This window comes from Massilia sp. DD77, assembly GCF_036961685.1.
In the GTDB taxonomy this organism is placed as follows: Bacteria; Pseudomonadota; Gammaproteobacteria; order Burkholderiales; family Burkholderiaceae_D; genus Telluria.
The window spans coordinates 38,053-62,422 of the sequence record NZ_JBAMDH010000020.1; the positions used below are offsets into that span (position 1 = coordinate 38,053).

At 65.6% G+C, this 24,370-nt stretch carries 27 protein-coding genes and 1 tRNA gene; 14 read left to right on the forward strand and 14 right to left on the reverse strand.

Annotated features, from left to right (window positions below; translation table 11 throughout):
* The first annotated feature begins 17 nt into the window (after positions 1–17).
* The 7 genes from lspA (at position 18) to V7778_RS13690 (ending at position 6,511) form a co-directional block, all read left to right on the forward strand.
* The gene (lspA, locus tag V7778_RS13660; protein ID WP_335556044.1) at positions 18–560 is read left to right on the forward strand and encodes a signal peptidase II; all 543 of its coding nucleotides are present in this window, start codon (positions 18–20) and stop codon (positions 558–560) included.
* Positions 561–582: 22 nt separating this feature from the next.
* Positions 583–1,803, forward strand: coding sequence for a bifunctional phosphopantothenoylcysteine decarboxylase/phosphopantothenate--cysteine ligase CoaBC (coaBC, locus tag V7778_RS13665; RefSeq protein ID WP_335556213.1), 1,221 nt, complete (start codon positions 583–585; stop codon positions 1,801–1,803).
* Positions 1,804–1,827: 24 nt separating this feature from the next.
* Positions 1,828–2,277, forward strand: a complete 450-nt coding sequence (dut, locus tag V7778_RS13670; RefSeq protein ID WP_335556046.1) for a dUTP diphosphatase — start codon at positions 1,828–1,830, stop codon at positions 2,275–2,277.
* Between the two features lie 21 nt (positions 2,278–2,298).
* Positions 2,299–3,396 carry a M48 family metallopeptidase gene (locus V7778_RS13675; RefSeq protein WP_335556048.1) on the forward strand — a complete coding sequence of 366 codons (1,098 nt, stop codon included), beginning with the start codon at positions 2,299–2,301 and terminating at the stop codon, positions 3,394–3,396.
* A gap of 223 nt (positions 3,397–3,619) precedes the next feature.
* Entirely contained in the window at positions 3,620–4,633 is a 1,014-nt protein-coding gene (locus tag V7778_RS13680; RefSeq protein WP_335556050.1) for an XdhC family protein, read from the forward strand.
* A gap of 85 nt (positions 4,634–4,718) precedes the next feature.
* Entirely contained in the window at positions 4,719–5,627 is a 909-nt protein-coding gene (locus V7778_RS13685) for a DMT family transporter (RefSeq protein ID WP_335556051.1), read from the forward strand.
* Entirely contained in the window at positions 5,624–6,511 is an 888-nt protein-coding gene (locus tag V7778_RS13690) for a DNA-3-methyladenine glycosylase family protein (protein ID WP_335556052.1), read from the forward strand. The genes V7778_RS13685 and V7778_RS13690 overlap by 4 nt, the downstream gene beginning before the upstream one ends.
* A gap of 3 nt (positions 6,512–6,514) precedes the next feature.
* Here V7778_RS13690 and V7778_RS13695 read toward each other — a convergent pair whose 3' ends face one another.
* Positions 6,515–6,928 carry a T6SS immunity protein Tdi1 domain-containing protein gene (locus tag V7778_RS13695; RefSeq protein WP_335556054.1) on the reverse strand — a complete coding sequence of 138 codons (414 nt, stop codon included), beginning with the start codon at positions 6,926–6,928 and terminating at the stop codon, positions 6,515–6,517.
* A gap of 227 nt (positions 6,929–7,155) precedes the next feature.
* Positions 7,156–7,232, reverse strand: a tRNA-Met gene (locus V7778_RS13700).
* A 184-nt stretch (positions 7,233–7,416) separates the two neighbouring features.
* Between V7778_RS13700 and V7778_RS13705 the strand changes: the two genes are divergently transcribed.
* The 5 genes from V7778_RS13705 (at position 7,417) to V7778_RS13725 (ending at position 11,705) form a co-directional block, all read left to right on the forward strand.
* Entirely contained in the window at positions 7,417–7,998 is a 582-nt protein-coding gene (locus V7778_RS13705) for an NUDIX hydrolase (protein WP_335556055.1), read from the forward strand.
* 15 nt (positions 7,999–8,013) lie between these two features.
* Positions 8,014–8,736: a leucyl/phenylalanyl-tRNA--protein transferase gene (gene aat / locus V7778_RS13710; protein WP_335556057.1), complete on the forward strand. Its 723-nt coding sequence runs from the start codon at positions 8,014–8,016 to the stop codon at positions 8,734–8,736.
* A 61-nt stretch (positions 8,737–8,797) separates the two neighbouring features.
* Positions 8,798–9,526, forward strand: a complete 729-nt coding sequence (locus V7778_RS13715) for an arginyltransferase (protein WP_335556059.1) — start codon at positions 8,798–8,800, stop codon at positions 9,524–9,526.
* An 83-nt stretch (positions 9,527–9,609) separates the two neighbouring features.
* Entirely contained in the window at positions 9,610–10,656 is a 1,047-nt protein-coding gene (locus tag V7778_RS13720; protein WP_335556061.1) for a quinone-dependent dihydroorotate dehydrogenase, read from the forward strand.
* A gap of 2 nt (positions 10,657–10,658) precedes the next feature.
* Complete coding sequence (locus tag V7778_RS13725) at positions 10,659–11,705, forward strand: aldo/keto reductase (protein ID WP_335556062.1); 1,047 nt, start codon at positions 10,659–10,661, stop codon at positions 11,703–11,705.
* Between the two features lie 156 nt (positions 11,706–11,861).
* On the opposite strand, the gene V7778_RS13730 is transcribed toward V7778_RS13725, so the two are convergent.
* The 7 genes from V7778_RS13730 to V7778_RS13760 all read right to left on the reverse strand — a co-directional run bounded on the left by V7778_RS13730 (position 11,862) and on the right by V7778_RS13760 (position 17,801).
* Positions 11,862–12,791 carry a CysB family HTH-type transcriptional regulator gene (locus V7778_RS13730; protein ID WP_335556064.1) on the reverse strand — a complete coding sequence of 310 codons (930 nt, stop codon included), beginning with the start codon at positions 12,789–12,791 and terminating at the stop codon, positions 11,862–11,864.
* Positions 12,788–13,861, reverse strand: a complete 1,074-nt coding sequence (locus V7778_RS13735; protein WP_335556067.1) for a sulfate/molybdate ABC transporter ATP-binding protein — start codon at positions 13,859–13,861, stop codon at positions 12,788–12,790. Before V7778_RS13735 ends, V7778_RS13730 begins: the two co-directional genes overlap by 4 nt.
* Positions 13,858–14,778, reverse strand: coding sequence for a sulfate ABC transporter permease subunit CysW (cysW, locus tag V7778_RS13740; RefSeq protein WP_335556068.1), 921 nt, complete (start codon positions 14,776–14,778; stop codon positions 13,858–13,860). The genes V7778_RS13735 and cysW overlap by 4 nt, the downstream gene beginning before the upstream one ends.
* Positions 14,775–15,647 (reverse strand): sulfate ABC transporter permease subunit CysT, encoded by an 873-nt coding sequence (gene cysT / locus V7778_RS13745; RefSeq protein WP_335556071.1) that lies wholly within the window; start codon positions 15,645–15,647, stop codon positions 14,775–14,777. Before cysT ends, cysW begins: the two co-directional genes overlap by 4 nt.
* A 111-nt stretch (positions 15,648–15,758) precedes the next feature.
* Positions 15,759–16,532 carry a sulfite exporter TauE/SafE family protein gene (locus tag V7778_RS13750; RefSeq protein WP_335556073.1) on the reverse strand — a complete coding sequence of 258 codons (774 nt, stop codon included), beginning with the start codon at positions 16,530–16,532 and terminating at the stop codon, positions 15,759–15,761.
* Positions 16,533–16,723: 191 nt separating this feature from the next.
* Positions 16,724–17,362: a peroxiredoxin gene (locus V7778_RS13755; protein WP_211519470.1), complete on the reverse strand. Its 639-nt coding sequence runs from the start codon at positions 17,360–17,362 to the stop codon at positions 16,724–16,726.
* A 52-nt stretch (positions 17,363–17,414) separates the two neighbouring features.
* The gene (locus V7778_RS13760; protein ID WP_335556077.1) at positions 17,415–17,801 is read right to left on the reverse strand and encodes a diacylglycerol kinase; all 387 of its coding nucleotides are present in this window, start codon (positions 17,799–17,801) and stop codon (positions 17,415–17,417) included.
* A 152-nt stretch (positions 17,802–17,953) separates the two neighbouring features.
* Between V7778_RS13760 and V7778_RS13765 the strand changes: the two genes are divergently transcribed.
* Positions 17,954–18,739 (forward strand): IclR family transcriptional regulator, encoded by a 786-nt coding sequence (locus V7778_RS13765; protein ID WP_335556079.1) that lies wholly within the window; start codon positions 17,954–17,956, stop codon positions 18,737–18,739.
* Positions 18,740–18,746: 7 nt separating this feature from the next.
* Here the strand turns inward: V7778_RS13765 and V7778_RS13770 are convergent, their stop codons facing one another.
* The 3 genes from V7778_RS13770 to V7778_RS13780 all read right to left on the reverse strand — a co-directional run bounded on the left by V7778_RS13770 (position 18,747) and on the right by V7778_RS13780 (position 21,653).
* Entirely contained in the window at positions 18,747–19,895 is a 1,149-nt protein-coding gene (locus V7778_RS13770; RefSeq protein ID WP_335556081.1) for a serine hydrolase, read from the reverse strand.
* A gap of 142 nt (positions 19,896–20,037) precedes the next feature.
* Positions 20,038–20,733, reverse strand: coding sequence for a nitroreductase (locus tag V7778_RS13775; protein ID WP_335556083.1), 696 nt, complete (start codon positions 20,731–20,733; stop codon positions 20,038–20,040).
* A 29-nt stretch (positions 20,734–20,762) separates the two neighbouring features.
* A complete protein-coding gene (locus tag V7778_RS13780) occupies positions 20,763–21,653 on the reverse strand; it encodes a DMT family transporter (RefSeq protein WP_335556085.1) in 891 nt (296 codons plus the stop codon).
* A 375-nt stretch (positions 21,654–22,028) separates the two neighbouring features.
* Between V7778_RS13780 and phaP the strand changes: the two genes are divergently transcribed.
* Positions 22,029–22,604, forward strand: a complete 576-nt coding sequence (phaP, locus tag V7778_RS13785; protein ID WP_335556086.1) for a TIGR01841 family phasin — start codon at positions 22,029–22,031, stop codon at positions 22,602–22,604.
* Positions 22,605–22,874: 270 nt separating this feature from the next.
* On the opposite strand, the gene V7778_RS13790 is transcribed toward phaP, so the two are convergent.
* Together V7778_RS13790 and V7778_RS13795 are read right to left on the reverse strand one after the other, a co-directional pair.
* Positions 22,875–23,597 (reverse strand): ABC transporter ATP-binding protein, encoded by a 723-nt coding sequence (locus tag V7778_RS13790; protein WP_335556088.1) that lies wholly within the window; start codon positions 23,595–23,597, stop codon positions 22,875–22,877.
* Complete coding sequence (locus tag V7778_RS13795; protein WP_335556090.1) at positions 23,594–24,367, reverse strand: ABC transporter ATP-binding protein; 774 nt, start codon at positions 24,365–24,367, stop codon at positions 23,594–23,596. The genes V7778_RS13790 and V7778_RS13795 overlap by 4 nt, the downstream gene beginning before the upstream one ends.
* Positions 24,368–24,370 lie beyond the last annotated feature (3 nt).

The following is a 24,370-nucleotide window of genomic DNA, read 5'->3' on the forward strand; positions in this document are numbered from 1 at the left end:
GTCTTGATACCTCTACCATGGCAACCAAAAAGAAACCTGCAATTTCCGGCGTGATGAAGGCGGCGCCCAAATCCAGCAGCGCCAGCGGCGGCGCCATGCTGCCCTGGCTCGGCCTGGCCCTGATCCTGGTCCTGTTCGACCAGATCACCAAGATCACCGTCGAGCGCACCTTCTTCTACGGCGAGACGGTGCCGGTGACCGGCTTCTTCAACCTGATCAAGGTCTACAATCCGGGCGCGGCCTTCAGCTTCCTGGGCGACGCCGGCGGCTGGCAGCGCTACCTGTTCACCGGCATCGCGGTCGCGGCCGTCGCCTACATCCTGTACCTGCTCAAGCGCCATCCGGGCCAGCGCCTGTTCTGCTTCTCGCTGGCGCTGATCATGGGCGGCGCGATCGGCAACGTGATCGACCGCCTGGCCTATGGCCATGTGATCGACTTCCTCGATTTCTACTGGAAGGGCTTCGGCCACTTCCCGGCCTTTAACATCGCCGACATCGGCATCTCCGTGGGCGCCATCCTGTTCATCCTCGATGAGCTGCGCCGCGTGAACAAATCCTGATCCACCCGGAGGAGGCATGAACATGGACCTCAAGGGCAAGAAGATCGTCCTCGGCCTGACCGGCGGCGTCGCCTGCTATAAATCCGCGGAACTGTGCCGCGCCCTGGTCAAGCAGGGCGCCAGCGTGCAAGTGGTGATGACGGAAGCGGCCCTGCACTTCATCGGCGCGGTCACCATGCAGGCCCTGTCCGGCCACACGGTCTACACCGACCAGTGGGACCCGCGCGTGGCCAACAACATGGCCCACATCGACCTGACCCGCGGCGCCGACGCGGTATTGGTTTCGCCCTGCTCCGCCGATTTCATCCGCAAGCTGGCCCACGGCGCCTGCGACGATCTGCTGTCGACCCTGTGCGTGGCGCGCCCGCGCCATGTGCCCTTGCTGGTGGCCCCGGCCATGAACGTCGAGATGTGGGAGAACCCGGCGACCATGCGCAACGTGGCGCAGCTGCGCGAGGACGGCATCCACATCCTGGGCCCGGCCGCCGGCTCCCAGGCCTGCGGCGAAACCGGCTACGGCCGCATGCTCGAGCCCGAGGAGCTGGTCGACGAACTGATCGCCTCCTTCCAGCACAAGCTCCTGCTTGGGCGCCGCGTCCTGATCACGGCCGGGCCCACCTTCGAGCCGATCGATCCGGTGCGCGGCATCACCAATCTCTCGTCCGGCAAGATGGGCTATGCGGTGGCGCGCGCGGCGCACGAAGCGGGCGCCGACGTGACCCTGGTGTCCGGCCCGACCTCGCTGCCCACGCCGCACGGCGTGCGCCGCATCGACGTGCTGACCGCCCAGCAGATGCACGATGCCGTCATGGCCGGCATCGAAGGCCAGCACGTGTTCATCGGCGTGGCCGCGGTGGCCGACTGGCGGGTGGCGAACGCCAGCGGCCAGAAGCTGAAAAAGCAGGAAGGCGGGGGCGCGCCCCAGCTCGAGTTCGTGCAGAACGCCGACATCCTGGCCTCGGTGGCCTCGACCACCAGCCTGTCCGGCTGGCCCTATTGCGTCGGCTTCGCGGCCGAATCGGAAAACCTGATGGAATTCGGCGCCGCCAAGCGCGAGCGCAAAGGCATTCCCCTCCTGGTCGGTAATATTGGCCCCCAGACCTTCGGCCAGGACGACAACACCATCATCCTGTTCGACGAGGGCGGCCACACGGTGCTGCCGCGCGCGGACAAGCTCACGCTCGCGCGCCAGCTGGTGTCCGAGATCGCCAAGCGGCTCGAACGCCGCTCCCTGTTGACCTGATCACAAGAAGACGAACTACCACGCATGAAGAACATCGACCTCAAGATCCTCGACCCGCGCATGAAGGACTTCCTGCCGGCCTACGGCACCCCCGGCAGCGCGGGCCTGGACCTGCGCGCCTGCATCGACGCTCCGCTCACCATCGAGCCGGGACAGACGGTGCTGGTGCCGACCGGCCTCGCGATCCACATCGGCGATCCGGGCTATGCGGCCATGATCCTGCCGCGCAGCGGGCTCGGCCATAAGAACGGCATCGTTCTCGGCAATCTGGTAGGCTTGATCGACTCCGATTACCAGGGCCAGCTGATGGTCTCGACCTGGAACCGCGGCCAGGCCGTGTTTACGCTGCAGCCGATGGATCGCCTGGCGCAGCTGATCATCGTGCCTGTGCTGCAGGTTGGCTTCAACGTGGTGGAGGAGTTCGCATCGAGCGAACGGGGCGCCGGAGGATTCGGCAGCACCGGTAAACAATAACAACATGCATTAAGGAGGACCATGATCCGCATCCAACGCCTGCCCACGCATCTACGTCCGCTCGCGCTGGTCGTCGCCACCGCCGCACTCCTGTCGGCCTGCTCCACGCCGGGACCGACGGTCCCGGGCGCCCAGCCCGGCATCTTCGCCGGCGCCCAGCCGGCCAAGCCCGAGCTGACCCCGCAGATGGCTGCCGCGGCCGACACCCTCAACAAGATGGCCACCCTGCAGGACCGCCTGTACCGGGTCGCGGCTCCCCTCCTGATCGACAACGCGGAGCTGTGCACCAAGCACGCCCGCAACCTGCTCGGCTTCACCGCCAAGAACCGCCACTCCTACCCCGGCTTCTACAACGAGGCCGCGCACGTGGTGTTCGGCATGGGCGAGCGCCTGCAAGTGACCAATGTGCTGGCCGGCAGCGGCGCCGCCAAGGCCGGCCTGCGCCAGGGCGACGGCCTGGTGGCCGCGGGCGGCAAGCCCCTGCCCGAAGGACCGCAGGCGCTGTCGCAGGCAGGCGCGGTGTTCGGCCCGATCATGGCCAAGCAGGCCACCCTGCCCCTCACCATCGAACGCAACGGCGGCACCAGGGATCTCAGCATCCCTGTGACGCGCGCCTGCGCCTTCGCCATCGAGCTGGGCAACGCCGACAACGTCAACGCCTATGCGGACGGCGGGCGCGTGATGGTCACGCGCGGCATGATGAACTTCACCCAGAACGACGACGAGCTGGCCTACGTGGTGGCGCGCACCATGGCGCACAACATGCTGGGCCACGCGGCCACGCAGCGCAACGCCGCAACCATCAGCAGCATCATCGACAACCTGATCCGTGTCACGCCCGATACCTCGATGCTGATCGGCAGCGGCGGCATCAAGGCCATGCCGGCCGAGAGCGATGCGCAAGCCGACCGCCTGGCCATGTACCTGCTGGCGCGCGCGGACTACCGCATCGAAGGCGCGTCGGGGTTCTGGAAGCGGCTGACGGCGACCTATCCGGCCTCGGTGCTGAATGGCTATACGGCGAACCATCCGGGCATGGCGGCGCGGGTGGCGGCGATGGACAAGGCGCTGGCGGAGATCAGGACGAAGCGGTCGGGGAACAAGCCGCTGGTGCCGTAGGCGCAAACTCTGCGCTGACAAACCTGGGTCCCCGCCTGCGCGGGGATGACGTTCTTGAGGGCGTGGCCGAAGTTGCGAACGTGCGCTTCGACCCGCCTTGAATCGAGGTCATCCCCGCGCAGGCGGGGACCCAAGTTCTTACGCGCACCACCCACGCTGGCCCTTCCAACACACCTCCCGGTTTTTTTGTATCATTGTCCATCCACCTCTCCACAGCGCCCCCATGGACAGTATCGACCTCGAAGTGCTGAAGACTTCCGCCGCCTGGCTGGATGCCGGCCGGCGCTGCCAGCTGGTCACGGTGATCAAGACCTGGGGTTCCAGCCCGCGCCCGATCGGCGCCACGCTGGCGGTCTGCGAGGACGGCCAGGTGGTGGGCTCGGTCTCGGGCGGCTGCATCGAGGATGACCTGATCGCGGCGGTGCGCGACAAGGGGATCGAACTGACCCGGCCCAGGGTCGTCAGCTACGGCATCAGCGCCGACGAGGCGCACCGCTTCGGCCTGCCCTGCGGCGGCACCATCGAACTGGCGATCGAACCGCTGTCGCATGACAGCCGCATCGCGGAACTGCTCGAGCGTCTGGGCCAGGGCGAGCTGGTCGAGCGCAGCGTCGACGTGCAGACCGGCGCCGTGTGCCTGCGCCGCGCGGCTGCCGGTGCCGTGCAACGCATCGAGGACGGCGTGCTGCACACGGTCCACGGCCCGCGCTGGCGCCTGTACATCATCGGCGCAGGTCCCTTGTCGCGCTTCCTGGCCCAGGTGGCGGCCGGCATGGACTACCGCGTCACGGTGTGCGACCCGCGCGAGGAATACCGCAGCGGCTGGAACCTGTCCGGCGTGGAACTGGTGCACGCCATGCCCGACGACCTGGTCATCCAGGCCAGGCTCGATGCGCGCAGCGCGGTGGTGGCGCTGACCCACGATCCCAAGCTGGACGACCTGGCGCTGATGGAGGCCCTGAAATCCGAGGCCTTCTACGTGGGCGCGATCGGCTCGCGCCTGAACAACAGCAAGCGGCGCGAGCGCCTCAAGCTGTTCGACCTGACGGATGAACAGCTGGCGCGCCTGCACGGCCCGATCGGCCTTTATATCGGCAGCAAGACCCCGGCCGAGATCGCGATTTCGATCCTGGCCGAACTCACCGCCGTGAAGAACGCGGTGCCGGCTGCCATGCTGGTGCCGCATGCTGCCGCGGTGGAGGCGCCCGGCGCCGAGGCCTGCGCCCGCGCGGCCTGAATTCCATAGCAAGATTCAATAGCAAGAAACGGATGGCGCAAGCAGGACCGCGCCATCACCATCACCCGTCTTTGAACCGAACGCCATGAACACTGCCAACATGCTGCGCCTGGTCGCGCTGGCCGCCATCTGGGGCGGCTCCTTCCTCTTCATGCGCATCGCCGCGCCGGTGCTCGGCCCCGCCGTGCTGATCGAATACCGGGTCGCCTTCGCGGCCCTGTTCCTGGCGGGCGTGGCGTGGGTGCTGCGCAAGCGCCCCTCCACCGCCCCGCTGAACCTGCGCGAGCACTGGAAGCACTACCTGATCCTGGGCCTGTTCAACTCCGCCCTGCCCTTCGTGCTGTTCGCGTTCGCCGCGCGCACCCTGTCGGCCTCGGTGCTGTCGGTGCTGAACGCCACCGCGCCGATGTGGGGCGCACTGGTCGCCTTCGTGTGGGCGCGCCAGCCGGTCAGTCCGCGCGCCGCCCTGGGCCTGGTGCTGGGCACCATCGGCGTGGCCCTGCTGGTCGGTTTCGACCATGTGTCGGACCTGCCCGGCGCCGGCATGGCGGTCGGCGCGGCCCTGGTCGCCTCGCTCAGCTACAGCGTCGCCAGCCAGTACGCGAAATCGGCCAGGGCGGTGCCGCCCTTCGCCAATGCCCATGGCTCGATGTGGGCCGCCGCGCTGCTGGTGCTGCCCGTGATTCCGCTGTTCCCCTCGCCCGGCGAACCGACTGTCGGCATCATGGCCGCCGTGCTCGCGCTCGGCGTACTGTGCAGCGGCATCGCCTACATCCTCTACTTCAAGCTGATCGAGGAAGTCGGCACCACCTCGGCCCTGACCGTGACCTTCCTGAACCCGGTGTTCGGCATCCTGTGGGGCGCGATCTTCCTGCACGAGGTGGTGGGCTGGCATACGCTGGCCGGCTCGGCCGTCGTGCTGCTGGGGACCGCACTCGTGACCGGCTTCAAGCCGTCTTTCCTGCGTGCACCGGCCACTGTGCAAAGTAAATGATCACCGAACTGGTCTTTCCCCTGCCCGCCGGCTACCGGGTGCAGGACGTGCTCGCCTTTCACGGCCGCGATACCGAAGGCGTAGCCGAGCACATCACCAGCGAGGGCCTGCGCAAGGGCATCCTGCTGGGTGGCATACCGGTACTCATCGAAGTCGCCTTCACGCCGCGCGCCGCCCGGTGCCGCATCGCCGCCGACGGCGAGCCGGGCGCCGCCCAGCGGCAAGCCCTGCACGACGCCCTGCTCAACATGCTGGGCCTGCGCATCGACCCGGCCGCCTTTGCCGATGCCGCGCACGCCGATCCGGTGCTCGGCCCGCTCGTGGCGCGCCAGCCCGGCCTGCGCATCGTGCAGTCGGCCACCGTGTTCGAGGCCCTGACCTGGGCCATCATCGGCCAGCAGATCAATCTCAGTTTCGCCATTGCCTTGCGCCGCACCCTGATCCAGGTCGCCGGCCGCCCGCATTCCAGCGGCCTGTGGTGCTATCCGGAAGCGCCGGACGTGGCCCGCCTGCAGCTCGAGGACCTCACGGGCCGCAAATTCTCGCGCGCCAAGGCCGAGACGGTGCTGCGCCTGGCCCAACTGGTGGCCGACGGCGTCCTGTCGCTGGCCCGCGAGCGCGATCCGCAGGAGGTCAGCCGCGAGCTGCTGGCCGTCAAGGGCATCGGCCCCTGGACCGTCAATTACGCCCTGCTGCGCGGCTACGGCTACCCCGATTGCTCGCTGCACGGCGACGTCGCGGTGCGCACCGCCTTCCACAAGCTGATGGGCGGCGACACGCGGCCCGACATTGCCGAGGCCGAACGCCTGCTGGAACGCTACAAGCCGCACCGGACCATGGCCGCGGCCTACCTGTGGGCCAGCCTGAGCGAGCAGCCAGGCTAGGTTTCAGTTCCAGCGCGGCAAGCCCTCGAATTGCTGGGCTCCTTCTCCTGAGAAACGAATCAGCTCGGCCAGCGGCACCGTGGCCAGGTTGTCGCGCCCGTAGTGCCCGCCGAGCGCGCTGGGAATCCTGAGGCAGTACTTGCGCCCGTCAGGGAGCGGGCCAAGCGCCGCCTCGGCCAGGCGCACGACTTCCGGCATGTACCAATCGTTGAGGAAATCCTGGTTATAGGAGAGCGCATCGAAGTCGGCCCGGCTGCTGGCCACCGGTTCGCAGCACAGATCTTGCGGGCGCAGGCGCCAGTAATGGCCGTCCTCGTCGCGGAGGATGAGGTTGCCGAAGGCGTTGGCCCCCAGGACTTCGACGGCGTTCAGACCGACCCAGCCCCAGGCATCGTTGATATCGTCGACATCGATCATGAGTGCTTGTCCCTTGCATGCGGCCGGCGTGGCGCCAGCCTTTGCCCGTTGGACCGGGCAGGTGCGGGGAGATTGCAGGCGAACGCAGCGGGTTTGAGCTGCATCGATAAGGGAGAGCTAACCGTAGGGTCGGCGGCGAAGCCGGCTGCGCGCCCCGGCCAACCCTACGACGACAGAGGCCAATGGAAAAAGCCGCTGACCCTTGCGGATCAGCGGCTTTTGGAATCTGGTTGCGGGGACAGGATTTGAACCTGTGACCTTCGGGTTATGAGCCCGACGAGCTGCCAGACTGCTCCACCCCGCGTCTGATGGTTCGTATTATACGCAGCTTCCGCCTTTTAGGCAAATTCAATCCCGCCTGACTGTGCGATTGCAGCATGGTATGGCTCATGCATAAGCCCCGCAGGCCTCCGGCAAGGCCCTTGCCGGACCACATGAGCACTGCAATCAGTGTAAAGTAAAGGGCAATACCAATTTGCCGATGACCTATGAAATTCTGCTCCGAGTGCGCCCATCCTGTCGCGCTGGCCATCCCTGAAGGCGACAACCGGCCGCGCTACGTCTGCACGCACTGCCACACCGTCCATTATCACAATCCCAAGCTGGTCATCGGCTCGCTCCCCGTCTGGGAACAGGACGGCAAGCTGCAGGTGCTGCTGTGCCGCCGCGCCATCGAACCGCGCTACGGCTACTGGACCCTGCCGGCCGGCTTCATGGAAAACGAAGAGACCACCGAGCAGGCCGCCGTGCGCGAGACCGAGGAGGAAGCCGGCGCAAACGTCGAACTCGGCAGTCTGTTCACCCTGCTGAACGTGGCCCATGTCCACCAGGTGCACCTGTTCTACCTGGCCCGCCTGCGCGACCTCGACTTCGCGCCGGGCATCGAGAGCCTGGATGTGCGGCTGTTCACCGAGGACGAGATTCCCTGGGACGAACTGGCCTTCCCCACCATCCGCAGCACCCTGGAACTGTTCTTCGCCGACCGCGTCAAGGTGCGCGAGGGCGGCAGCTACGGTTTTCACAGCCGGGACATCGTGCGCCCCATGCTCGCTCCCCGCGCGCCCGACTGAGCAGGCGAGGTCCGCATGATTCCCTGGCTCGAGAGCGATACGCCGTTTCCCGACGTGTCCGAGGCATTGACCGTGGACGCGCCCGGCCTGCTCGCGGCCGGCGGCGACCTCTCGCCTCAGCGCCTGCTCCTTGCATACCAGAATGGCATTTTCCCCTGGTTCTCCGAAGGCCAGCCCATCCTGTGGTGGAGTACCGATCCGCGCATGGTCCTGCTCACCGGCGACTTCAAGATCAGTGACAGCCTCAAGAAGACACTGCGCAAGGTCGAGCGCAGCCGCCTCGAGGGCGGAAGCTGGGATGTCCGTTTCGACAGCGCCTTCGAGGACGTGATGCGCGCCTGCGCGGCGCCGCGGCGCGACGGCCCCGGCACCTGGATTTCGGAAGACATCGTCGACGGTTACACCGGCCTGCACCGGCTGGGCTATGCGCACTCGTCGGAAGTCTGGCTGAATGGCGAACTGGTGGGTGGCGCCTATGGCGTCTGCATCGGCCGCATGTTCTACGGCGAATCGATGTTCGCGCGCGTCTCGGACGCCTCGAAGGTAGCGCTCGCTTACCTGGTCGCCTTCCTGCGCCAGCAGGGCGTGCGCATGATCGACTGCCAGCAGGAGACCGGCCACCTGGCCTCGCTGGGCGCGGCGCCGATCCCGCGCAGCCAGTTCCTGGAGCACCTGAGGGCGGCGATCCGCGAGCCGGCGATCACACAATGGAAGGTGGCGGCACCGTTGACTGGCTAACAGTGTGCGCACCGCGATTTCGCTAAAATAGGTTCACCACGTCGTCTCGAGAGCTTTTTGCATGACGCACTTAAATGACCTGCCCTTCGCCACGCTGCAGTTCTATACCACGGCGCCCTATCCGTGCAGCTATCTCGACTCCCGCCAGGCCAGGTCCCAGGTGGCCACCCCCTCGCATCTCATCAATGCCGACGTGTACTCCGAGCTGGTGAAGAACGGCTTCCGCCGCAGCGGCATCTTCACCTACCGGCCGTATTGCGACGGCTGCCAGGCCTGCATCCCGGTGCGCGTCAAGTGCGAGGATTTCACGCCAAACCGCACCCAGCGCCGCGCCTGGAAACGCCATGGCGAGCTGGTGGCGATGGTGGCCAACCTCGCCTTCTCCGACGAACACTACGCCCTCTACCTGCGCTACCAGACCACGCGCCACGTGGGCGGCGGCATGGACCAGGACAGCCGCGACCAGTACGCCCAGTTTCTGCTGCAGAGCCGGGTCAACACCCGCCTGGTGGAATTCCGCGAGCCGAACGGCACCCTGCGCATGGTCTCGATCATCGATGTGCTGTCCGACGGCCTGTCCTCGGTCTATACCTTCTTCGACCCGGACGTCGAGGGCGCCTCCTACGGCACCTACAACGTGATGTGGCAGGTGAACCAGGCGCGCGAGCTCGGCCTGGGCTACGTCTACCTCGGCTATTGGATCGAGCAAAGCCCGAAGATGGCCTACAAGATCAATTTCCGCCCCCTGGAGGCCCGTATCAACGGCGCCTGGAGCGTGCTGGAACGCTGAGTTCGCCAGGCCCGGAGGGCCGCGGGCCGATCCTGAACGGGTCGGCGCGGTAGAATGGCGGGGATTATCACTTCGAGCACCCCATGTCCGACAAACTCCTGTACGCCCTCGCCCGTCCCCTGCTGTTCTCCCTCGATCCCGAGGCGGCCCACAACCTGACCCTGCCGGCCCTGCGCCGCGCGGCCAAGCTGGGCCTGACCGGCATCGTGCGCAAGCCCAAGCCCGACCCGCGCACCGTCATGGGGATCACCTTCCCGAACCCGGTCGGCCTCGCTGCCGGCCTGGACAAGGACGGCGCCTACATCGACGGCCTGGCCGCGCTCGGCTTCGGCTCGATCGAGATCGGCACCGTGACGCCGCGCGGCCAGATGGGCAACCCGAAGCCGCGCATGTTCCGCCTGCCGAAGGCGCGCGGCATCATCAACCGCATGGGCTTCAACAACGGCGGCGTGGACGCCTTTGTCGCCAATGTCCAGGCCTCGCGCTTCTACCAGGAGCGCCAGGGCGTACTCGGCCTGAACATCGGCAAGAACGCCGACACCCCGATCGAGCGCGCGGCCGAGGACTACCTGCACTGCCTGCGCAAGGTCTACCCCTTCGCGAGCTATGTGACGGTCAATATCTCTTCGCCCAACACCAAGAACCTGCGCCAGCTGCAGGGCGCGTCCGAACTGGACGCCCTGCTCTCCCAGCTCAAGCAGGAACAATCGCGCCTGGCCGACGAATACGGCCATTACGTGCCGGTGGCGCTGAAGATCGCGCCGGACGTGGATGGCGACCAGATCCGCGACATCGCGGGCGCCCTGCTGCGCCACAAGATCGACGGCGTGATCGCCACCAACACCACGCTCAACCGCCGCGATGTCGAAGGCATGAAGCATGCGCAGGAAGCCGGCGGCCTGTCCGGCGCGCCGGTGTTCGAGCAGTCGACCATCGTGGTGCGCGCGCTCAAGACCGAGCTGCGCGACGACATCCCGATCATCGGCGTGGGCGGCATCATGCGCGGCGCGGATGCGCGCGCCAAGATCGCGGCCGGCGCCAAGCTGGTCCAGCTGTACAGCGGCCTGATCTACGCAGGACCGGGGCTGGTGCGCGACTGCGCCGAGGCCCTGCGCAAACAGGGAGCCTGAGGATGCGGCGTGCGCGGCTGGGACGGACGGACTTGTCGGTGTCGGCGGTCTGCCTCGGCACCATGACCTTCGGCGAGCAGAACAGCGAAGCCGATGCGCACAGCCAGCTCGACTACGCCTTCGAGCGCGGCGTGAATTTCATCGACACCGCCGAGATGTATCCGGTGATGCCGCGCGCCGAGACGCAAGGCTCGACCGAGCGCTTCATCGGCAGCTGGCTGAAAAAGACCGGCCGCCGCGCGGACCTGGTGCTGGCCACCAAGGTGGCCGGGCCGAATCCCAGCGTGCACTGGATCCGCGACCCCTCGCACAACCTCGACCGCGCCAATATCCGCGCCGCGGTCGAAAGCAGCCTGCAGCGCCTGCAGACCGATTACATCGACCTCTACCAGCTGCACTGGCCGAGCCGGAATGTCCCGATCTTCGGCGCCAGCCGGTTCGATCCGCAGGCCGAGCGCGCCGCGGTGCCGGCCGAAGAGACCCTGATGGCGCTGGGCGAACTCATCGACGAGGGCAAGATCCGGCACATCGGTGTATCGAACGAGAGCGCCTGGGGCGTGTGCGAGTTCGTCAAGCTGGCCGAGATGAAGGGCTTGCCGCGGATCGCGACAATCCAGAATTTATACAACCTGACGGCGCGCTCGTTCGAGACCAGTTTGATGGACGAGGCGTGTTTCCGCACCGATGTGACGTTGCTGGCCTATAGCCCGCTGGCCTTCGGGCAGCTGACGGCCAAGTACCTCGACAATCCGAAGGCGCCCGGGCGCTTGAATATTTTTCCGAAGAGCTGGAGTCCGCGCTACCTGCGGCCTTCCGTGCTGGCGGCGTGTGCGGAATACGCCAGGCTGGCGCGCGAGAATGGATTGAGCCCGGCGCAGCTGGCGCTGGCCTGGTGTTATTCGCGCTGGTTCGTGGGGTCGACCATTATCGGGGCGACGTCGCTGGGGCAGCTGGAGGAGAACATCGGTGCGCTCGAAGTCACGCTGTCATCCGATGTCGTGGCGGCGATCGATGAGATTCATGGGCGGTTTACCAATCCCGGCCAGTGATTTGCGTTAGCGGTCTGCATGCAAACTTGGGTCCCCGCCTTCGCGGGGATGACGTTTTGAAGCAGGTGGCTAAGGTCTCCTTGCACCACTGCTCTCCGCACGTCATCCCCGCGAAGGCGGGGACCCAAGTTCAGTTGCGCAGCCACTAGCCCACAGTCACTCCGCCGTCTGCAAGGCCTTCTCGATATCCGCCCGCGTATACCCCTGGGCAAACCGCTCGATGAAGTGATACGCATACGCCCGCAAGTAGGACCCGCGCCGCACCGCCAGGCGTGTCACGTTCTGTGCGAACAGGTGCGAAGACTCGATCGCCCGCAGCCCCTTGTCGCGGCCATGGTCGAAAGCCATCGAGGCCACGATCCCCACGCCCAGTCCCAGCGACACATACTGCTTGATGACGTCCGAATCCATCGCGGTCAGCACGATGTCCGGCGCCAGTCCCGCCTCGACGAAGGCCGCATCGATATGGCTGCGGCCCGTGAAGCCCACGTCATAGGTAATCAAGGGATAGTCGGCCAGGTCCTCGAGGCGCAGCGGCTGCGAACCGGAAAAGATCGGATGCCCTTCCGGCGCCACCACCAGGTGGCTCCAGCGGTAGCAGGGGAAGGACACCAGGTCAGGGAACACCGACAAGCCCTCGGTCGCGATCCCGATGTCGGCCTTGCCCGACAAGACCCATTCCGCGATGTGCTCGGGCGCGCTCTGCTGCAGCGCGATGCGTACGCCGGGGAAGGCGTTGCGGAAGGACTGCACCACCTGCGGCAGCGCATAGCGCGCCTGGGTGTGGGTGACGGCCACGGTGAGCGTGCCGCTGTCCTGGGCCGCGTACTCGCGGCTGGCCTGCTGCAAATTCTCGGCTTCCACCAGGAGCTTTTCGACGATGCGCAGGATGCCCTTGCCCGGCGGCGTGAGGCCGGTCAGGCGCTTGCCGTTGCGCTCGAAAATCTCGACGCCCAGTTCTTCTTCCAGTTCGCGGATCTGGCGCGACACGCCGGGCTGGGAGGTGAACAAGGCGTTCGCCACCTCGGTCAGGTTGAAGTCGCGGCGCGCCGCTTCGCGTACGGAACGCAGCTGCTGGAAATTCATATGCCCTCTCCCTGGTCCACGAACACGTCGATGCGGCGCGGGCGCACGACCACGGTCTCGCCTTCCTTCAAACCGAGATGCGCAAAGCGCTCGTTCGGGATGACGGCCTCGATCAATTGCGCGTTGTCGGCGCGCTCCAGGTCGAGCTGGGCCAGCGGGCCGATCGCGTGGGCACGGCGCAGCTTGGTCACCACGCCTTCGGCGCCCGGCGTATAGCGTTCCACGTCCAGGTCATGCGGACGCACATAGCCGATGCCGGCGCCGTCACGCACGCCGCTGTGCTGCGGCGCTTGGAAGCTGACGTCGCCCGAGGCCAGCACGCCTTCGTGCACGCGGCCGTGGAACAGGTTGACGTTGCCCAGGAAGCCGTAGACGAAGGGCGAAGCCGGATTGTTGTAGACCTCGCCCGGTGCGCCCTGCTGCTCGACGCGGCCCTTGTTCATCAGGACCACCTGGTCGGCCACTTCCAGCGCTTCCTCCTGGTCGTGGGTCACGAAGATCGAGGTCACGTGCAGGTCGTCGTGCAGGCGGCGCAGCCAGCGGCGCAGTTCCTTGCGCACCTTGGCGTCGAGCGCGCCGAAAGGTTCGTCCAGCAGCAGCACGCGCGGCTCCACGGCCAGCGCGCGCGCCAGGGCGATGCGCTGGCGCTGGCCGCCCGACAGTTGCGGCGGATAGCGGTCGGCGATCCAGTCCAGCTGCACCAGCTCCAAGAGCTGCTTCACCTTGTCGCGGATCTGCTGCTCGCTCGGGCGCTCCTTGCGCGGCTTGACACGCAGGCCGAAGGCGACGTTCTCGAACACGGTCATGTGCTTGAACAGCGCGTAGTGCTGGAACACGAAGCCGACCTGGCGCTCGCGCACGTGGTGGGTTGATGCGTCCTGACCGTCGAGCAATACGGCGCCCGAATCCGGATGCTCCAGGCCCGCGATCACGCGCAGCAAGGTGGTCTTGCCGCAACCCGACGGTCCCAGGAGCGCGGTCAGCTCGCCGTCCGGGAACTTGAGCGAGACGTCGTCCAGCGCCGTGAACTGGCCGAACTGCTTGTGGATGTGTTGGACTTCGATGGTCATGCTGCGTGCTCCGTGTTGCGTTCGTCGGCGGCGGCCTTCTTCACCTGGTACAGGCGCCATTCGATCAGGCTCTTCACCGCCAGGGTCACCAGCGCCAGCAGCGCCAGCAAGGATGCGATCGCGAAGGCGGCCGTGAAGTTGTATTCGTTGTAGAGGATTTCGACCTGCAGCGGCATGGTGTTGGTCTCGCCGCGGATGTGGCCCGAGACCACCGACACCGCGCCGAATTCGCCCATGGCGCGGGCGTTACACAGGATCACGCCGTACAGCAGGCCCCACTTGATGTTCGGGAGCGTGACCTTGGCGAAGGTCTGCCAGCCGGACGCGCCCAATACCAGCGCGGCTTCTTCTTCCTCGGTGCCCTGCTGCTGCATCAGCGGAATCAGCTCGCGCGCAACGAACGGGAAGGTGATGAAGACCGTGGCCAGCACGATGCCGGGCACCGCGAACAGGATCTTGATGTCGTGCTCCACCAGCCAGGCGCCGAACCAGCCCTCGGCGCCGAACAGCAGCACGTAGATCAGGCCTGCGATCACGGGCGAGACCGAGAACGGCAGGTCGATCAGGGTCAGCAGGACGCTCTTGCCGCGGAATTCGAACTTGGCGATGGCCCAGGCGGCGGCGACGCCGAACACCAGGTTGAGCGGCACCGAGATGCCGGCCGCGATCAGGGTCAGCTTGATGGCCGACAGCGCATCCGGGTCCTTGATCGATTCGACATAGGTTTCCCAGCCGCGCTTGAGTGCTTCGGTGAACACCGCCACCAGCGGCACGAACAGGAACAGGGTCAGGAAGGCCAGTGCGACGCCGATCAGGGTGTAGCGCACCCAGTTCGGCTCGAATACATTGGTGGCCGGGCGCTTGGCGGCCGCGGGCTTGGAAGGCGCAGGCGCCAGCTTGTCGAGGACCGCGCTCATTTCTTGCCCGCCCGTTTGCGTGTCCAGGCCTGCAGCAGGTTGATCGTCAGCAGCAGGATGAAGGAGATGACGAGCATGACGACCGCGATCGCGGTGGCGCCCGCATAGTCGTACTGCTCCAGCTTGGTGATGATGAACAGCGGCGTGATCTCGGACACCATCGGCAGGTTGCCGGCGATGAAGATCACCGAACCGTATTCGCCGGTGGCGCGGGCGAAGGCCAGCGCGAAACCGGTCAGCAGCGCCGGCACGATCGAGGGCAGCACTACACGGATGAAGGTCTGCAGGGGTGAGGCGCCCAGGCTGGCGGCGGCTTCCTCGAGCTCGCGCTCGGCTTCCTCGAGCACCGGCTGCACCGTGCGCACCACGAAAGGCAGGCCGATGAAGGTCAGGGCCAGGACCACGCCCAGCGGCGTGAACGCAACCTTGATGCCCAGGCCGGCCAGGTATTGGCCGATCCAGCCGTTGTGCGAGTACAGGGCGGTGAGCGTGATGCCGGCGACCGCGGTGGGCAGCGCGAACGGCAGGTCGACCAGGGCGTCGATGAAGCGCTTGCCGGGGAACTGGTAGCGCACCAGCACCCAGGCGACGATGCCGCCGAAGACGACGTTGATGAGGGCGGCGATCAGCGAGGCGCCGAAGCTCAGCCGGTAGGACGCCATCACGCGTTCCGAGGTGACCGCGGCCCAGAAGGCCTCCCAGCTCATGGTGAAGGTCTTCAGGAAGACCGCCGAGAGCGGGATCAGGACGATCAGCGCAAGGTAAAAGATCGTGAAGCCGAGCGAGATGCCGAAACCGGGGATCACCCGGCCTGGTGAGCGCTTGGCGCTTTGCCGCAACGCCGGTCTCGACTGTGCGAGGGAAGTCATGGAAGCCCTTATTACAAATTCTTCTAACGGGCTACAATAATCTCATCGGTGACTCATAAAGCAAACGAAACTTTCCTCATTTGCATAGACACTTTCCCTATTTGGCTTTGGTCAGAACATCAGTTTCGCCGCCACGCCGGTCAGGGTCGTCGCCAGCAAGGCGCGCAGGAAACGCTCTGGGACGGCGCGCGATGCCATGGCGCCCAGGGTAATGCCGGGTACGGAGCCCACGAGCAGGGTCAGCAGCAGCATCCAGTCGATCGAACCCAGCCACCAGTGGCCGGCGGCCGCGATGGCCGTCAGCGGCACCGCATAGGCGATGTCGGTGCCCGCCACTTCGGCCGGCGTGAGTTTCGGGTAGAGGAAGACCAGCAGGGTCGCGCCGATGGCGCCGGCGCCGATCGAGGACACGGTAACCAGGACGCCCAGCACCGCGCCCGAAATGATGGTGGCGGCGGCCAGTGGACGGCCATGCAGCTGGCGGTCGGGGTGGGCATTGATCCAGGCCAGCAGCTTTCCGCGGAAAAGCAGCGCGACCACGGTCAGCAGCACCGAGCCGGCGATCGAATAACGGATGACGAGGCCGATTTCCTTGTCCAGCGCGCCGAACTCGCGCAGCGCGAGCGTGGTGAGCAGTGCTGCGGGCAGCGCGCCCAGGCACAGGCGGCCGACGATGGGCCACTGGACGGTGCGGTTGAAACGGTGGGTGATGGTGCCGGCGCCCTTGGTGATCGAGGCGAAGGCCAGGTCGGTGCCCACGGCAACGGAAGGCGAGACGCCGAACAGCAGGGTCAGCAAGGGAGTCATGAGCGAACCGCCCCCTACCCCGGTCATCCCGACCAGCAGCCCTACCGCGAAACCCGCCACAATGTAAGTCATCGACATGCTGTGCTCCCAATTTGGCACACAGGGTAAGTCGACTCGACAGTTTCACAAACGACAGCTTCCTTATTTGCTTATGCGGAGATATTCGTGCGGATGAGCTCGGGGCGTTGTCGTTCTGCAACGGCCGAGTAGGCGAATAGCTGTAAACGAACGTCGTCCCCGCGAAGGCGGGGACGACGAGGTGGCTGTGCTTACTTGTTCGGCTGCGGCGTCAGGCGTAGATAAGGACGCGGCGCCTCGAAGCCCTTCGGATACTTCTGCTTCAGTACTTCCGGATCCTGCACGGTCAGCGGGATGATGACCGGATCGCCGTCTTTCCAGTTGCCCGGGGTGGCCACGGTGTAGCCGTCGGTCAGCTGCAGGGCGTCGATCACGCGCAGCACTTCGTCGAAGTTGCGGCCGGTGCTCATCGGGTAGGTGATGGTCAGGCGGATCTTCTTGTTCGGATCGATCACGAACAGCGAGCGCACGGTGGCGGTGGCCGACTGTTCCGGGTGGATCATGTCGTAGAGCTCGGAGACCTTGCGGTCGGCGTCGGCCACGATCGGGAAGCCGACCACGGTCTTCTGGGTGTCTTCGATGTCCTTGATCCACTCCTTGTGCTGCTCGGCCGGGTCGACCGACAGCGCGATCGCCTTGACATTGCGCTTGTCGAATTCCGGCTTGAGCTTGGCGGTCAGGCCCAGCTCGGTCGTGCAGACCGGGGTGAAATCGGCCGGGTGCGAGAACAGCACCACCCAGGAATCGCCTGCCCACTCGTGGAAGCGGATCTTGCCGATGCTGGAGTCCTGCTCGAAATCCGGGGCGGTATCGCCGAGGCGTAACGTCATGTTTTATCTCCTAGTTGGGACACAAAAATTACCGGGGGCACCTGCCCGCCGGTCAGTAAAAACGGTTGTACAACACGACGGCCCAGGTCGCCACGGCCAGCAGCAGGGTCAGGAAGACCGCGGCGCTGCCCATGTCCTTGGCCACCTTCGACAGCGGATGGCGCTCGAGCGAGATGCGGTCGACGATCGCTTCGATGGCCGAGTTGATCAGTTCGACGACCAGCACGATGGCCAGCACGCCGACCAGCACCAACTTCTGGAAACCGGATACCGGCAGCACCAGCGCCACGACCGTCGCGATGGCGATGACCACGATCTCCTGGCGGAAGGCCGCCTCGCTGCGCCAGGCCCAGGCGAAGCCGTCCCAGGTGTTGCGGCAGGCGGCGAGGAGGCGGTCCAGGCCGCGCTTGGTCTTGAATTCGCTGATCGGGTGTTCCATCGTGTTTGAAAGTTAATCATGCAGGAATGCCATTATGCGCCGCCGCGCCGGTTTTGTGAAAAACCGACGGCGCACACTAACCCATGTGTTTGCATGAGCTTTTCACATCATGGTATAAAGAAGGCACGATACTGCACTGCACCAACCACATCATGAAAATGGAAACCCCAGAACCAGCCAAGACCTCGATCCAGGTGATCGAACGCATGATGGCCTTGCTCGACGCGCTGGCGAGCTACACGGACCCGGTGAGCCTGAAGGAGTTGTCGAAGGTCTCGGGCCTGCACCCCTCGACCGCGCACCGGATCCTGAACGACATGGTCGTGACGCGTTTCGTCGACCGCGTGGAGCCGGGCACCTACCGGCTCGGCATGCGGCTGCTGGAACTGGGGAACGTGGTCAAGAGCCGCCTGTCGGTGCGCGAAGCGGCGCTCGACGCGATGCGCGCCCTGCACCGCAAGACGCAGCAGACGGTGAACCTGTCGGTGCGCCAGGGCGACGAGATCGTCTACATCGACCGCGCGTTTTCTGAGCGTTCCGGCATGCAGGTGGTGCGCGCCATCGGCGGCCGCGGTCCGCTGCACCTGACCTCGACGGGCAAGCTGTTCCTGTCGGTGGACGACGTCAAGGCGATCCGCGCCTACGCCACCCGCACCGGGCTGGCGGGCCATACCAAGAATTCGATCACCGAGCTGGCGCGCCTCGAGCGCGAGCTGAGCCTGGTGCGCTCGCGCGGCTATGCGCGCGACAACGAGGAGCTGGAACTGGGGGTGCGCTGCATGGCGGCCGGCATCCACGACGACAGCGGCAAGCTGGTGGCCGGGTTGTCGATCTCGGCGCCGGCCGACCGCCTGCAGGAAGATTGGCTTGAGGACCTGGTGCAGACGGCGGCGAGCATTTCGTCGACCTTGGGGTATCGGCCGGCGCCGGCTGTTTAAACCTACGTCAATTCGGCAATTCGACCGGCGCGGCGGCCGTCGTGACCGCCGGCGCCGGCGGTGCGCCACCGCCCAGCCCATCCGGCGTGACCGCCTCGAGCCAGCGCCGCATGCGTCCCGCGTCCGCGGTGCGCGACATCTTTCCTTTCGAATCCAGGAACACCATGATCACATTGCGCCCCTGGATCATGGCCTGCATCACCAGGCAGCGCCCCGCTTCGTTGATGAAACCGGTCTTCTGGATGCCGATGTTCCAGTCGGGCAGCGCCACCAGGTAATTCGTGTTCGCATAGCGCATCGGCCGTCCGCTGGCCTTGACCACCGAATCCTTGGTAGTCGAGTATTCGCGCAGGATCGGTTCCTGGTGCGCGCTGGCGACCAGCTTGGCCAGGTCGCGTGCGCTCGAGACGTTGCGGCTCGACAGGCCGCTGGCATCGACATAATGGGTGTCGTTCATGCCCAGCTCGCGCGCCTTGGCGTTCATGGCCGCGACAAAGGCCTCGATCCCGCCCGGATAATTGCGGCCCAGCGCGGAGGCGGCGCGGTTCTCGGAGCTCATCAGGGCGATGTGCAGCAGTTCGCGGCGCGTCATGCGCGCACCGACCGGCAGGCGCGAGCTGCTGTACTTGTGGCGGTCGACGTCGGCGTCGGTGATACGCAGCACTTCGTCGAGGTCCTGGTTGGCCTGGACCACGACCAGGCCGGTCATCAGCTTGGTGATCGAGGCGATCGGTAGCGCCACGCTGGCGTTCTTCTCGAACAGGACTTCCGAGCTGTTCTGGTCGAGCACGAAGGCGACGTTGGAACGCAGGGACAGCGGATCGGGGGTACGGCTCAGCCCGGCAATGTCGCCGAGGCTGCGCGGATCATAGGATGGCGCGGCGCGGCGCACCGACTGGTAGGTCACCACACGCTTGCCGCGCACCATGGCGACACGGCGCACCATGCGCTGGCGGTTGTCGGCGGCGATGGTCTTGGCCAGGTCCTGGCGCTTCTTGGCGCGCACGGTCTTGCGCACGGTCCTGGTTTTCTTTTTCTTCTTGGCGACCTGGGTCTTGTCGGCCCCTGCTCCAGCGCCCGCGCCCGCCCCGGCCGCTTGCACCGGCTGGAAGGCGAACATCAGGGAAACAACGGCAGCTAAAGCAATTTTTAACATCGGAAAACCCTTCGATGCGAACGGATGAGGTACGAACCAAAGTTTAGCCGAACAGCGTTTGATCGCAAGGAGATTTCACATTCCGCACGGCAACAATTCACAAAAACAACGATTATGCTGCGTTTGTTATTAATACAGCAGCTTACTCCATGAAAGTCGTGAACCCGCCAACCGGCTCGCGTTCCGTCACCAGGCTGTTTTCGACCTTGGCCATGTCGGCCCAGCCCAGCGCCATGCCGCACACCACCATCTCGTTTTCCGGCAGCGACAGCTGGTCTGCGATAACCCGATGGTACTGCGTAAAGGCCGCCTGTGGGCAGGTATCGAGGCCGCGTGCACGGGCCGCCACCATGATGCTTTGCAGGAACATGCCGTAATCCAGCCAGGAGCCCTGCTCCATGACGCGGTCGATGGTGAAGATCAGGCCCACCGGCGCGTCGAAGAAAGCATAGTTGCGCGCGTGCTGGGCCGCCATGCCGGCCTTGTTCTCGCGCGTCAGGCCGAGCAGGCTGTACAGGTCCCAGCCGACCTTGCGGCGGCGGTCGATATACGGCGAGACCCATTCGCGCGGGTAGTAGGCGTATTCCTCTGTATGCTCGCGCGCCTGCTGCGGATCGGCGTTGACCGCCAGGATCGCATCGGACAGGCGGCGGCGCGCCTGCCCCGTCAGCACATAAACTTTCCACGGCTGGGTATTCGTGCCCGACGGCGCGCGCGCCGCCACCTCCAGGATGCGTTCGATGTCTGCGCGCTCGACCGGCTTGTCGAGGAAGGCGCGGATCGAACGGCGCGAGGTGATGGCGGCATCGACGGCTTCTTGGCCTGGGCTGGAAATCATGGGGTCTCCATTGAGTAAATGATGGGCAATTATTTCTTGACGACGAAAGCGACGCCCGTGACGGCGACCACCATGCCGGCCAGGCCGAGCAAGGTGAAGGATTCGCCGAACAGCAGCCAGGCCATCAGGGCCGTGGTGGGCGGGGTCAGGTAGAGCAGGCTGGTCACCTCGGTGGCCGCGCTGCGGCTGATCAGGGTAAACAAGAGGAAGATCGCGCCGATCGACAGCGCGAACACCGACCACAGCCAGGCGATCACGAATTCACGGGTCCAGGACACGCTGGAAAACGCCGGGTCGAGCCCTTCGAGCCAGACCGCCAGCGGCGCCAGCACCGCCACGGTGGCCGCGAACTGGATCACGGTGCCGGTGCGCAGGTCGAAGCGCGGGCACCAGCGTTTCTGATACATGGTGCCGGCCGTGATCGACAGCAGCGCGAACACGCACAGCGCGATGCCGGCGGCGCTCAAGCCTGTCATATTGATCTTGGCGTAGACCACCAGCGCCACGCCGCCCAGGCCGAGCAGCAGGCCCAGCCATTGACGCGGCAGCACGCGCTCGCCGATCAGGGGCGCGGCCGCTGCGGTGAGGATGGGCTGCATGCCGACGATCAGGGCAGTCAGCCCGGCCGGCATGCCGAGCTTGATGGCCGCCCATACGCCGCCGAGGTAGCCGGCCTGCAGCAGGATGCCGGCCACCGCCACATGCAGCACCTGGCCGCGCGGCCACGGCGCGCGGAACAACAGCACGACCGGCAGCAGCACGGCCAGCACGCCGAGGCAGCGCACGATCAGGAAGGTCAACGGCGGCGCATAGGGCAGGCCGAGCTTGGCGACGACGAATCCGGTGCTCCACAAGAACACGAAAAACAGGGGGATCGGAGAAAGCCAGGAGCTGCTGGCTGGCGTCGCGCGGGTCTGCATGGCCGGGGCTGTCGCGCCGTTGCCACGGCGGATTGAAGAAAACACAAGCGGCTAGTCTAGCACGGCCACCTGGACGACGTTTCCGGGGCGATAAATGACGCATTGCCGGTGTAATAACGCGGGTTTTTCTGCAGTTCCTTTGCGCTATCTCAAGGCTTATTTCTTGCAATTAATTCATTCAAGAAATTTATGAACGCTGGATGGTGCATCGCATCAAAACTGCTTGACGCGTCAAAAGAAGTGGCCGACAATCGGGTCTGTTGCGGTGCACAAAAAAGAGTTTCAGCCAGCGAGTTTAGCTAGTTTAAGCAGGAACTTGTCTCACCTTTAGCAATATCCTTTTCTTTAAGAAACGTATTCATTTTGGAGAGTCACATGTTTGCAATCCCTGAGCAGTTCTCGAACGCCACCAAAGTTAGCCTGGAATCGCAATTCGCCCTGCTGTCGTCGCTGACTTCGAAGACCTTCGAAAGCATGGAGAAGCTGGCCGACCTGAACATCAACGCAGCGCGCGCCACCCTGGAAGAGTCGTCGGCCGTGGCCCGCCAGCTGCTGGGCGCCAAGGACCCGCAAGAATTCTTCGCCCTGACCGCGTCGCAGGCACAGCCGGCCGCTGAAAAGGCCCTGTCGTACAGCCGCCAGCTGGCCTCGATCGCCACCGGCACCGGCGCCGAGTTCTCGAAGGCCGCCGAAAGCCAGATCGTCGAAGCCAACCGCAAGGTGATCTCGCTGGTCGACGAAGTGAGCAAGAACGCCCCGGCCGGTTCGGAAAGCTTCGTTGCCGCCGTCAAGACCGCGATCAGCAACGCCAACGCCGGTTACGAGCAGATCAGCAAGACCACCAAGCAGGCAGTCGAAGCCGTGGAGGCCAACCTGAACGCAGCGGTGAACCAGTTTTCGGCAACTGCTCGCAAGGCTACCAACGCCGCGACCGCGGCTGCAGCGGCCTAAGCTGGTTTTAGTCAAGTAAGTGAAAAGCCGGAGCGCGTGAGCGGTCCGGCTTTTTGTTTTTTGGGCGGCTTCTCCGAAGTCCGCCCATCGAATACCTGGCGCCCCTTTTAACGTCATCCCCGCGAAGGCGGGGACCCAAGTTTGCATGCATTGCCACGAACATCAAACGCAGGCAGTATGCGACGGACTTGGGTCCCCGCCTGCGCGGGGATGACGTTAACGAGAGTGATGGCGGAACAAGCATCGGCGGCTTCGGCCACGCCGGCTGACCTACTCCCCCAAATACGCCGCCTGCACCCGCGGATCGTGCAGCATGTCCTGCGCATTCCCCGTCATCGTCACCGCCCCCGACTCCATCACATATCCCCGGTGCGCCGCCTGCAGCGCCAGCTTGGCGTTCTGCTCCACCAGCAGGATCGTGATCCCCTGCGACGAGACGTCGCGGATCACCTCGAAAATCTTCTCCACCATGATCGGCGACAGCCCCATCGAGGGTTCGTCCAGCAGCAGCAGGGTCGGGTGGCACATCAGCGCGCGCGCCATCGCCAGCATCTGCTGCTCGCCGCCCGACAGGGTGCCGGCCAGCTGCGCCGCGCGCTCCTTCAGGCGCGGGAACACCGCGTACCACTTCTCGATGTCCGCCTCGATTCCCGCCTTGTCGTCGCGCGTGTAGGCGCCCATCAGGAGGTTCTCGTGGATCGTCATGCGGGTGAACACGCCCCGCCCTTCCGGCACCATGGACAGCTTCTCCTGCACCAGGCGGAACGAGGACCTGCCCTTGAGGGGCTGGCCCAGGTAGGAAATCGTTCCTTCCACCTTGCACGGCGGGAGCGTGCCGGTAATCGCCTTCAAGGTGGTGGTCTTGCCCGCGCCGTTGGCGCCGATCAGGGTCACCAGCTCGCCGCGGTTCACTTCCAGGTCCACGCCCTTGACCGCCTTGATGCCGCCGTACGCGACCTTCAGGCCGCTGATCTTCAGGATGTTCTCGCTCATGCGTGCGCGCCTCCCAGGTAGGCCTTGATCACGGCCTCGTTCTTCTGGATCTCGGCCGGCAGCCCTTCCGCGATCTGCTTGCCGTACTCCAGCACCGTGATGCGGTCGCACAGTCCCATCATCAGCTTCACGTCGTGCTCGATCAGGAGCACGGTGCGGCCATCGGACTTGATCTTCACCAGGAGCTCGCGCAGGGCCAGCTTCTCGGTCGCGTTCATGCCGGCCGCCGGCTCGTCCAGCGCCAGCAGCTGCGGATCGGTGGCCAGCGCGCGCGCGATTTCCAGGCGGCGCTGGTCGCCATAGGACAGGAATTTCGCCGTGCGGTGGGCAAAGGCGCCGATGCCGACGAAGTCCAGCAGCTCCTGGGCCCGGGCGCGGATCGCCGCTTCCTCCTCGCGCGCCGCCTTGTGGCGGAAGATGGCGCCGAACACGCCCTGGCGGGTGCGCACGTGGCGGCCCACCATCACGTTCTCGAGCGCGCTCATCTCGCCGAACAGGCGGATGTTCTGGAAGGTGCGCGCGATGCCCGCCTTGGCCACTTCGTGCGGCGCGGAAGGCGAATACGGCTTGCCGGCCAGCTCGAAGCTGCCCGAGTCCGGCTGGTACAGGCCGGTGATGACGTTGAAGAAGGTGGTCTTGCCGGCCCCGTTCGGGCCGATCAGGCCCACGATCTGGCCGCGCATGATGCGGATGCCGACGTCGGTCAGGGCCTGCAGGCCGCCGAAGCGCTTGTTGACGCCGGAGATGTTCAAAAGAAGCTGTTCGCTCATTGT

Coding starts and splice junctions, on each gene's coding strand:
- V7778_RS13685 (WP_335556051.1), top strand. CDS start 4,719: ATGAACACTGCCAACATGCTGCGCCTGGTCGCGCTGGCCGCCATCTGG.
- V7778_RS13690 (WP_335556052.1), top strand. CDS start 5,624: ATGATCACCGAACTGGTCTTTCCCCTGCCCGCCGGCTACCGGGTGCAG.
- V7778_RS13705 (WP_335556055.1), top strand. CDS start 7,417: ATGAAATTCTGCTCCGAGTGCGCCCATCCTGTCGCGCTGGCCATCCCT.
- coaBC (WP_335556213.1), top strand. CDS start 583: ATGGACCTCAAGGGCAAGAAGATCGTCCTCGGCCTGACCGGCGGCGTC.
- phaP (WP_335556086.1), top strand. CDS start 22,029: ATGTTTGCAATCCCTGAGCAGTTCTCGAACGCCACCAAAGTTAGCCTG.
- V7778_RS13735 (WP_335556067.1), bottom strand. CDS start 13,861: ATGACCATCGAAGTCCAACACATCCACAAGCAGTTCGGCCAGTTCACG.
- V7778_RS13795 (WP_335556090.1), bottom strand. CDS start 24,367: ATGAGCGAACAGCTTCTTTTGAACATCTCCGGCGTCAACAAGCGCTTC.
- lspA (WP_335556044.1), top strand. CDS start 18: ATGGCAACCAAAAAGAAACCTGCAATTTCCGGCGTGATGAAGGCGGCG.
- dut (WP_335556046.1), top strand. CDS start 1,828: ATGAAGAACATCGACCTCAAGATCCTCGACCCGCGCATGAAGGACTTC.
- cysW (WP_335556068.1), bottom strand. CDS start 14,778: ATGAGCGCGGTCCTCGACAAGCTGGCGCCTGCGCCTTCCAAGCCCGCG.
- V7778_RS13725 (WP_335556062.1), top strand. CDS start 10,659: ATGCGGCGTGCGCGGCTGGGACGGACGGACTTGTCGGTGTCGGCGGTC.
- V7778_RS13770 (WP_335556081.1), bottom strand. CDS start 19,895: ATGTTAAAAATTGCTTTAGCTGCCGTTGTTTCCCTGATGTTCGCCTTC.
- V7778_RS13755 (WP_211519470.1), bottom strand. CDS start 17,362: ATGACGTTACGCCTCGGCGATACCGCCCCGGATTTCGAGCAGGACTCC.
- V7778_RS13790 (WP_335556088.1), bottom strand. CDS start 23,597: ATGAGCGAGAACATCCTGAAGATCAGCGGCCTGAAGGTCGCGTACGGC.
- V7778_RS13760 (WP_335556077.1), bottom strand. CDS start 17,801: ATGGAACACCCGATCAGCGAATTCAAGACCAAGCGCGGCCTGGACCGC.
- V7778_RS13680 (WP_335556050.1), top strand. CDS start 3,620: ATGGACAGTATCGACCTCGAAGTGCTGAAGACTTCCGCCGCCTGGCTG.
- V7778_RS13730 (WP_335556064.1), bottom strand. CDS start 12,791: ATGAATTTCCAGCAGCTGCGTTCCGTACGCGAAGCGGCGCGCCGCGAC.
- cysT (WP_335556071.1), bottom strand. CDS start 15,647: ATGACTTCCCTCGCACAGTCGAGACCGGCGTTGCGGCAAAGCGCCAAG.
- V7778_RS13720 (WP_335556061.1), top strand. CDS start 9,610: ATGTCCGACAAACTCCTGTACGCCCTCGCCCGTCCCCTGCTGTTCTCC.
- V7778_RS13695 (WP_335556054.1), bottom strand. CDS start 6,928: ATGATCGATGTCGACGATATCAACGATGCCTGGGGCTGGGTCGGTCTG.
- V7778_RS13715 (WP_335556059.1), top strand. CDS start 8,798: ATGACGCACTTAAATGACCTGCCCTTCGCCACGCTGCAGTTCTATACC.
- V7778_RS13675 (WP_335556048.1), top strand. CDS start 2,299: ATGATCCGCATCCAACGCCTGCCCACGCATCTACGTCCGCTCGCGCTG.
- V7778_RS13775 (WP_335556083.1), bottom strand. CDS start 20,733: ATGATTTCCAGCCCAGGCCAAGAAGCCGTCGATGCCGCCATCACCTCG.
- V7778_RS13750 (WP_335556073.1), bottom strand. CDS start 16,532: ATGTCGATGACTTACATTGTGGCGGGTTTCGCGGTAGGGCTGCTGGTC.
- V7778_RS13765 (WP_335556079.1), top strand. CDS start 17,954: ATGAAAATGGAAACCCCAGAACCAGCCAAGACCTCGATCCAGGTGATC.
- V7778_RS13780 (WP_335556085.1), bottom strand. CDS start 21,653: ATGCAGACCCGCGCGACGCCAGCCAGCAGCTCCTGGCTTTCTCCGATC.
- aat (WP_335556057.1), top strand. CDS start 8,014: ATGATTCCCTGGCTCGAGAGCGATACGCCGTTTCCCGACGTGTCCGAG.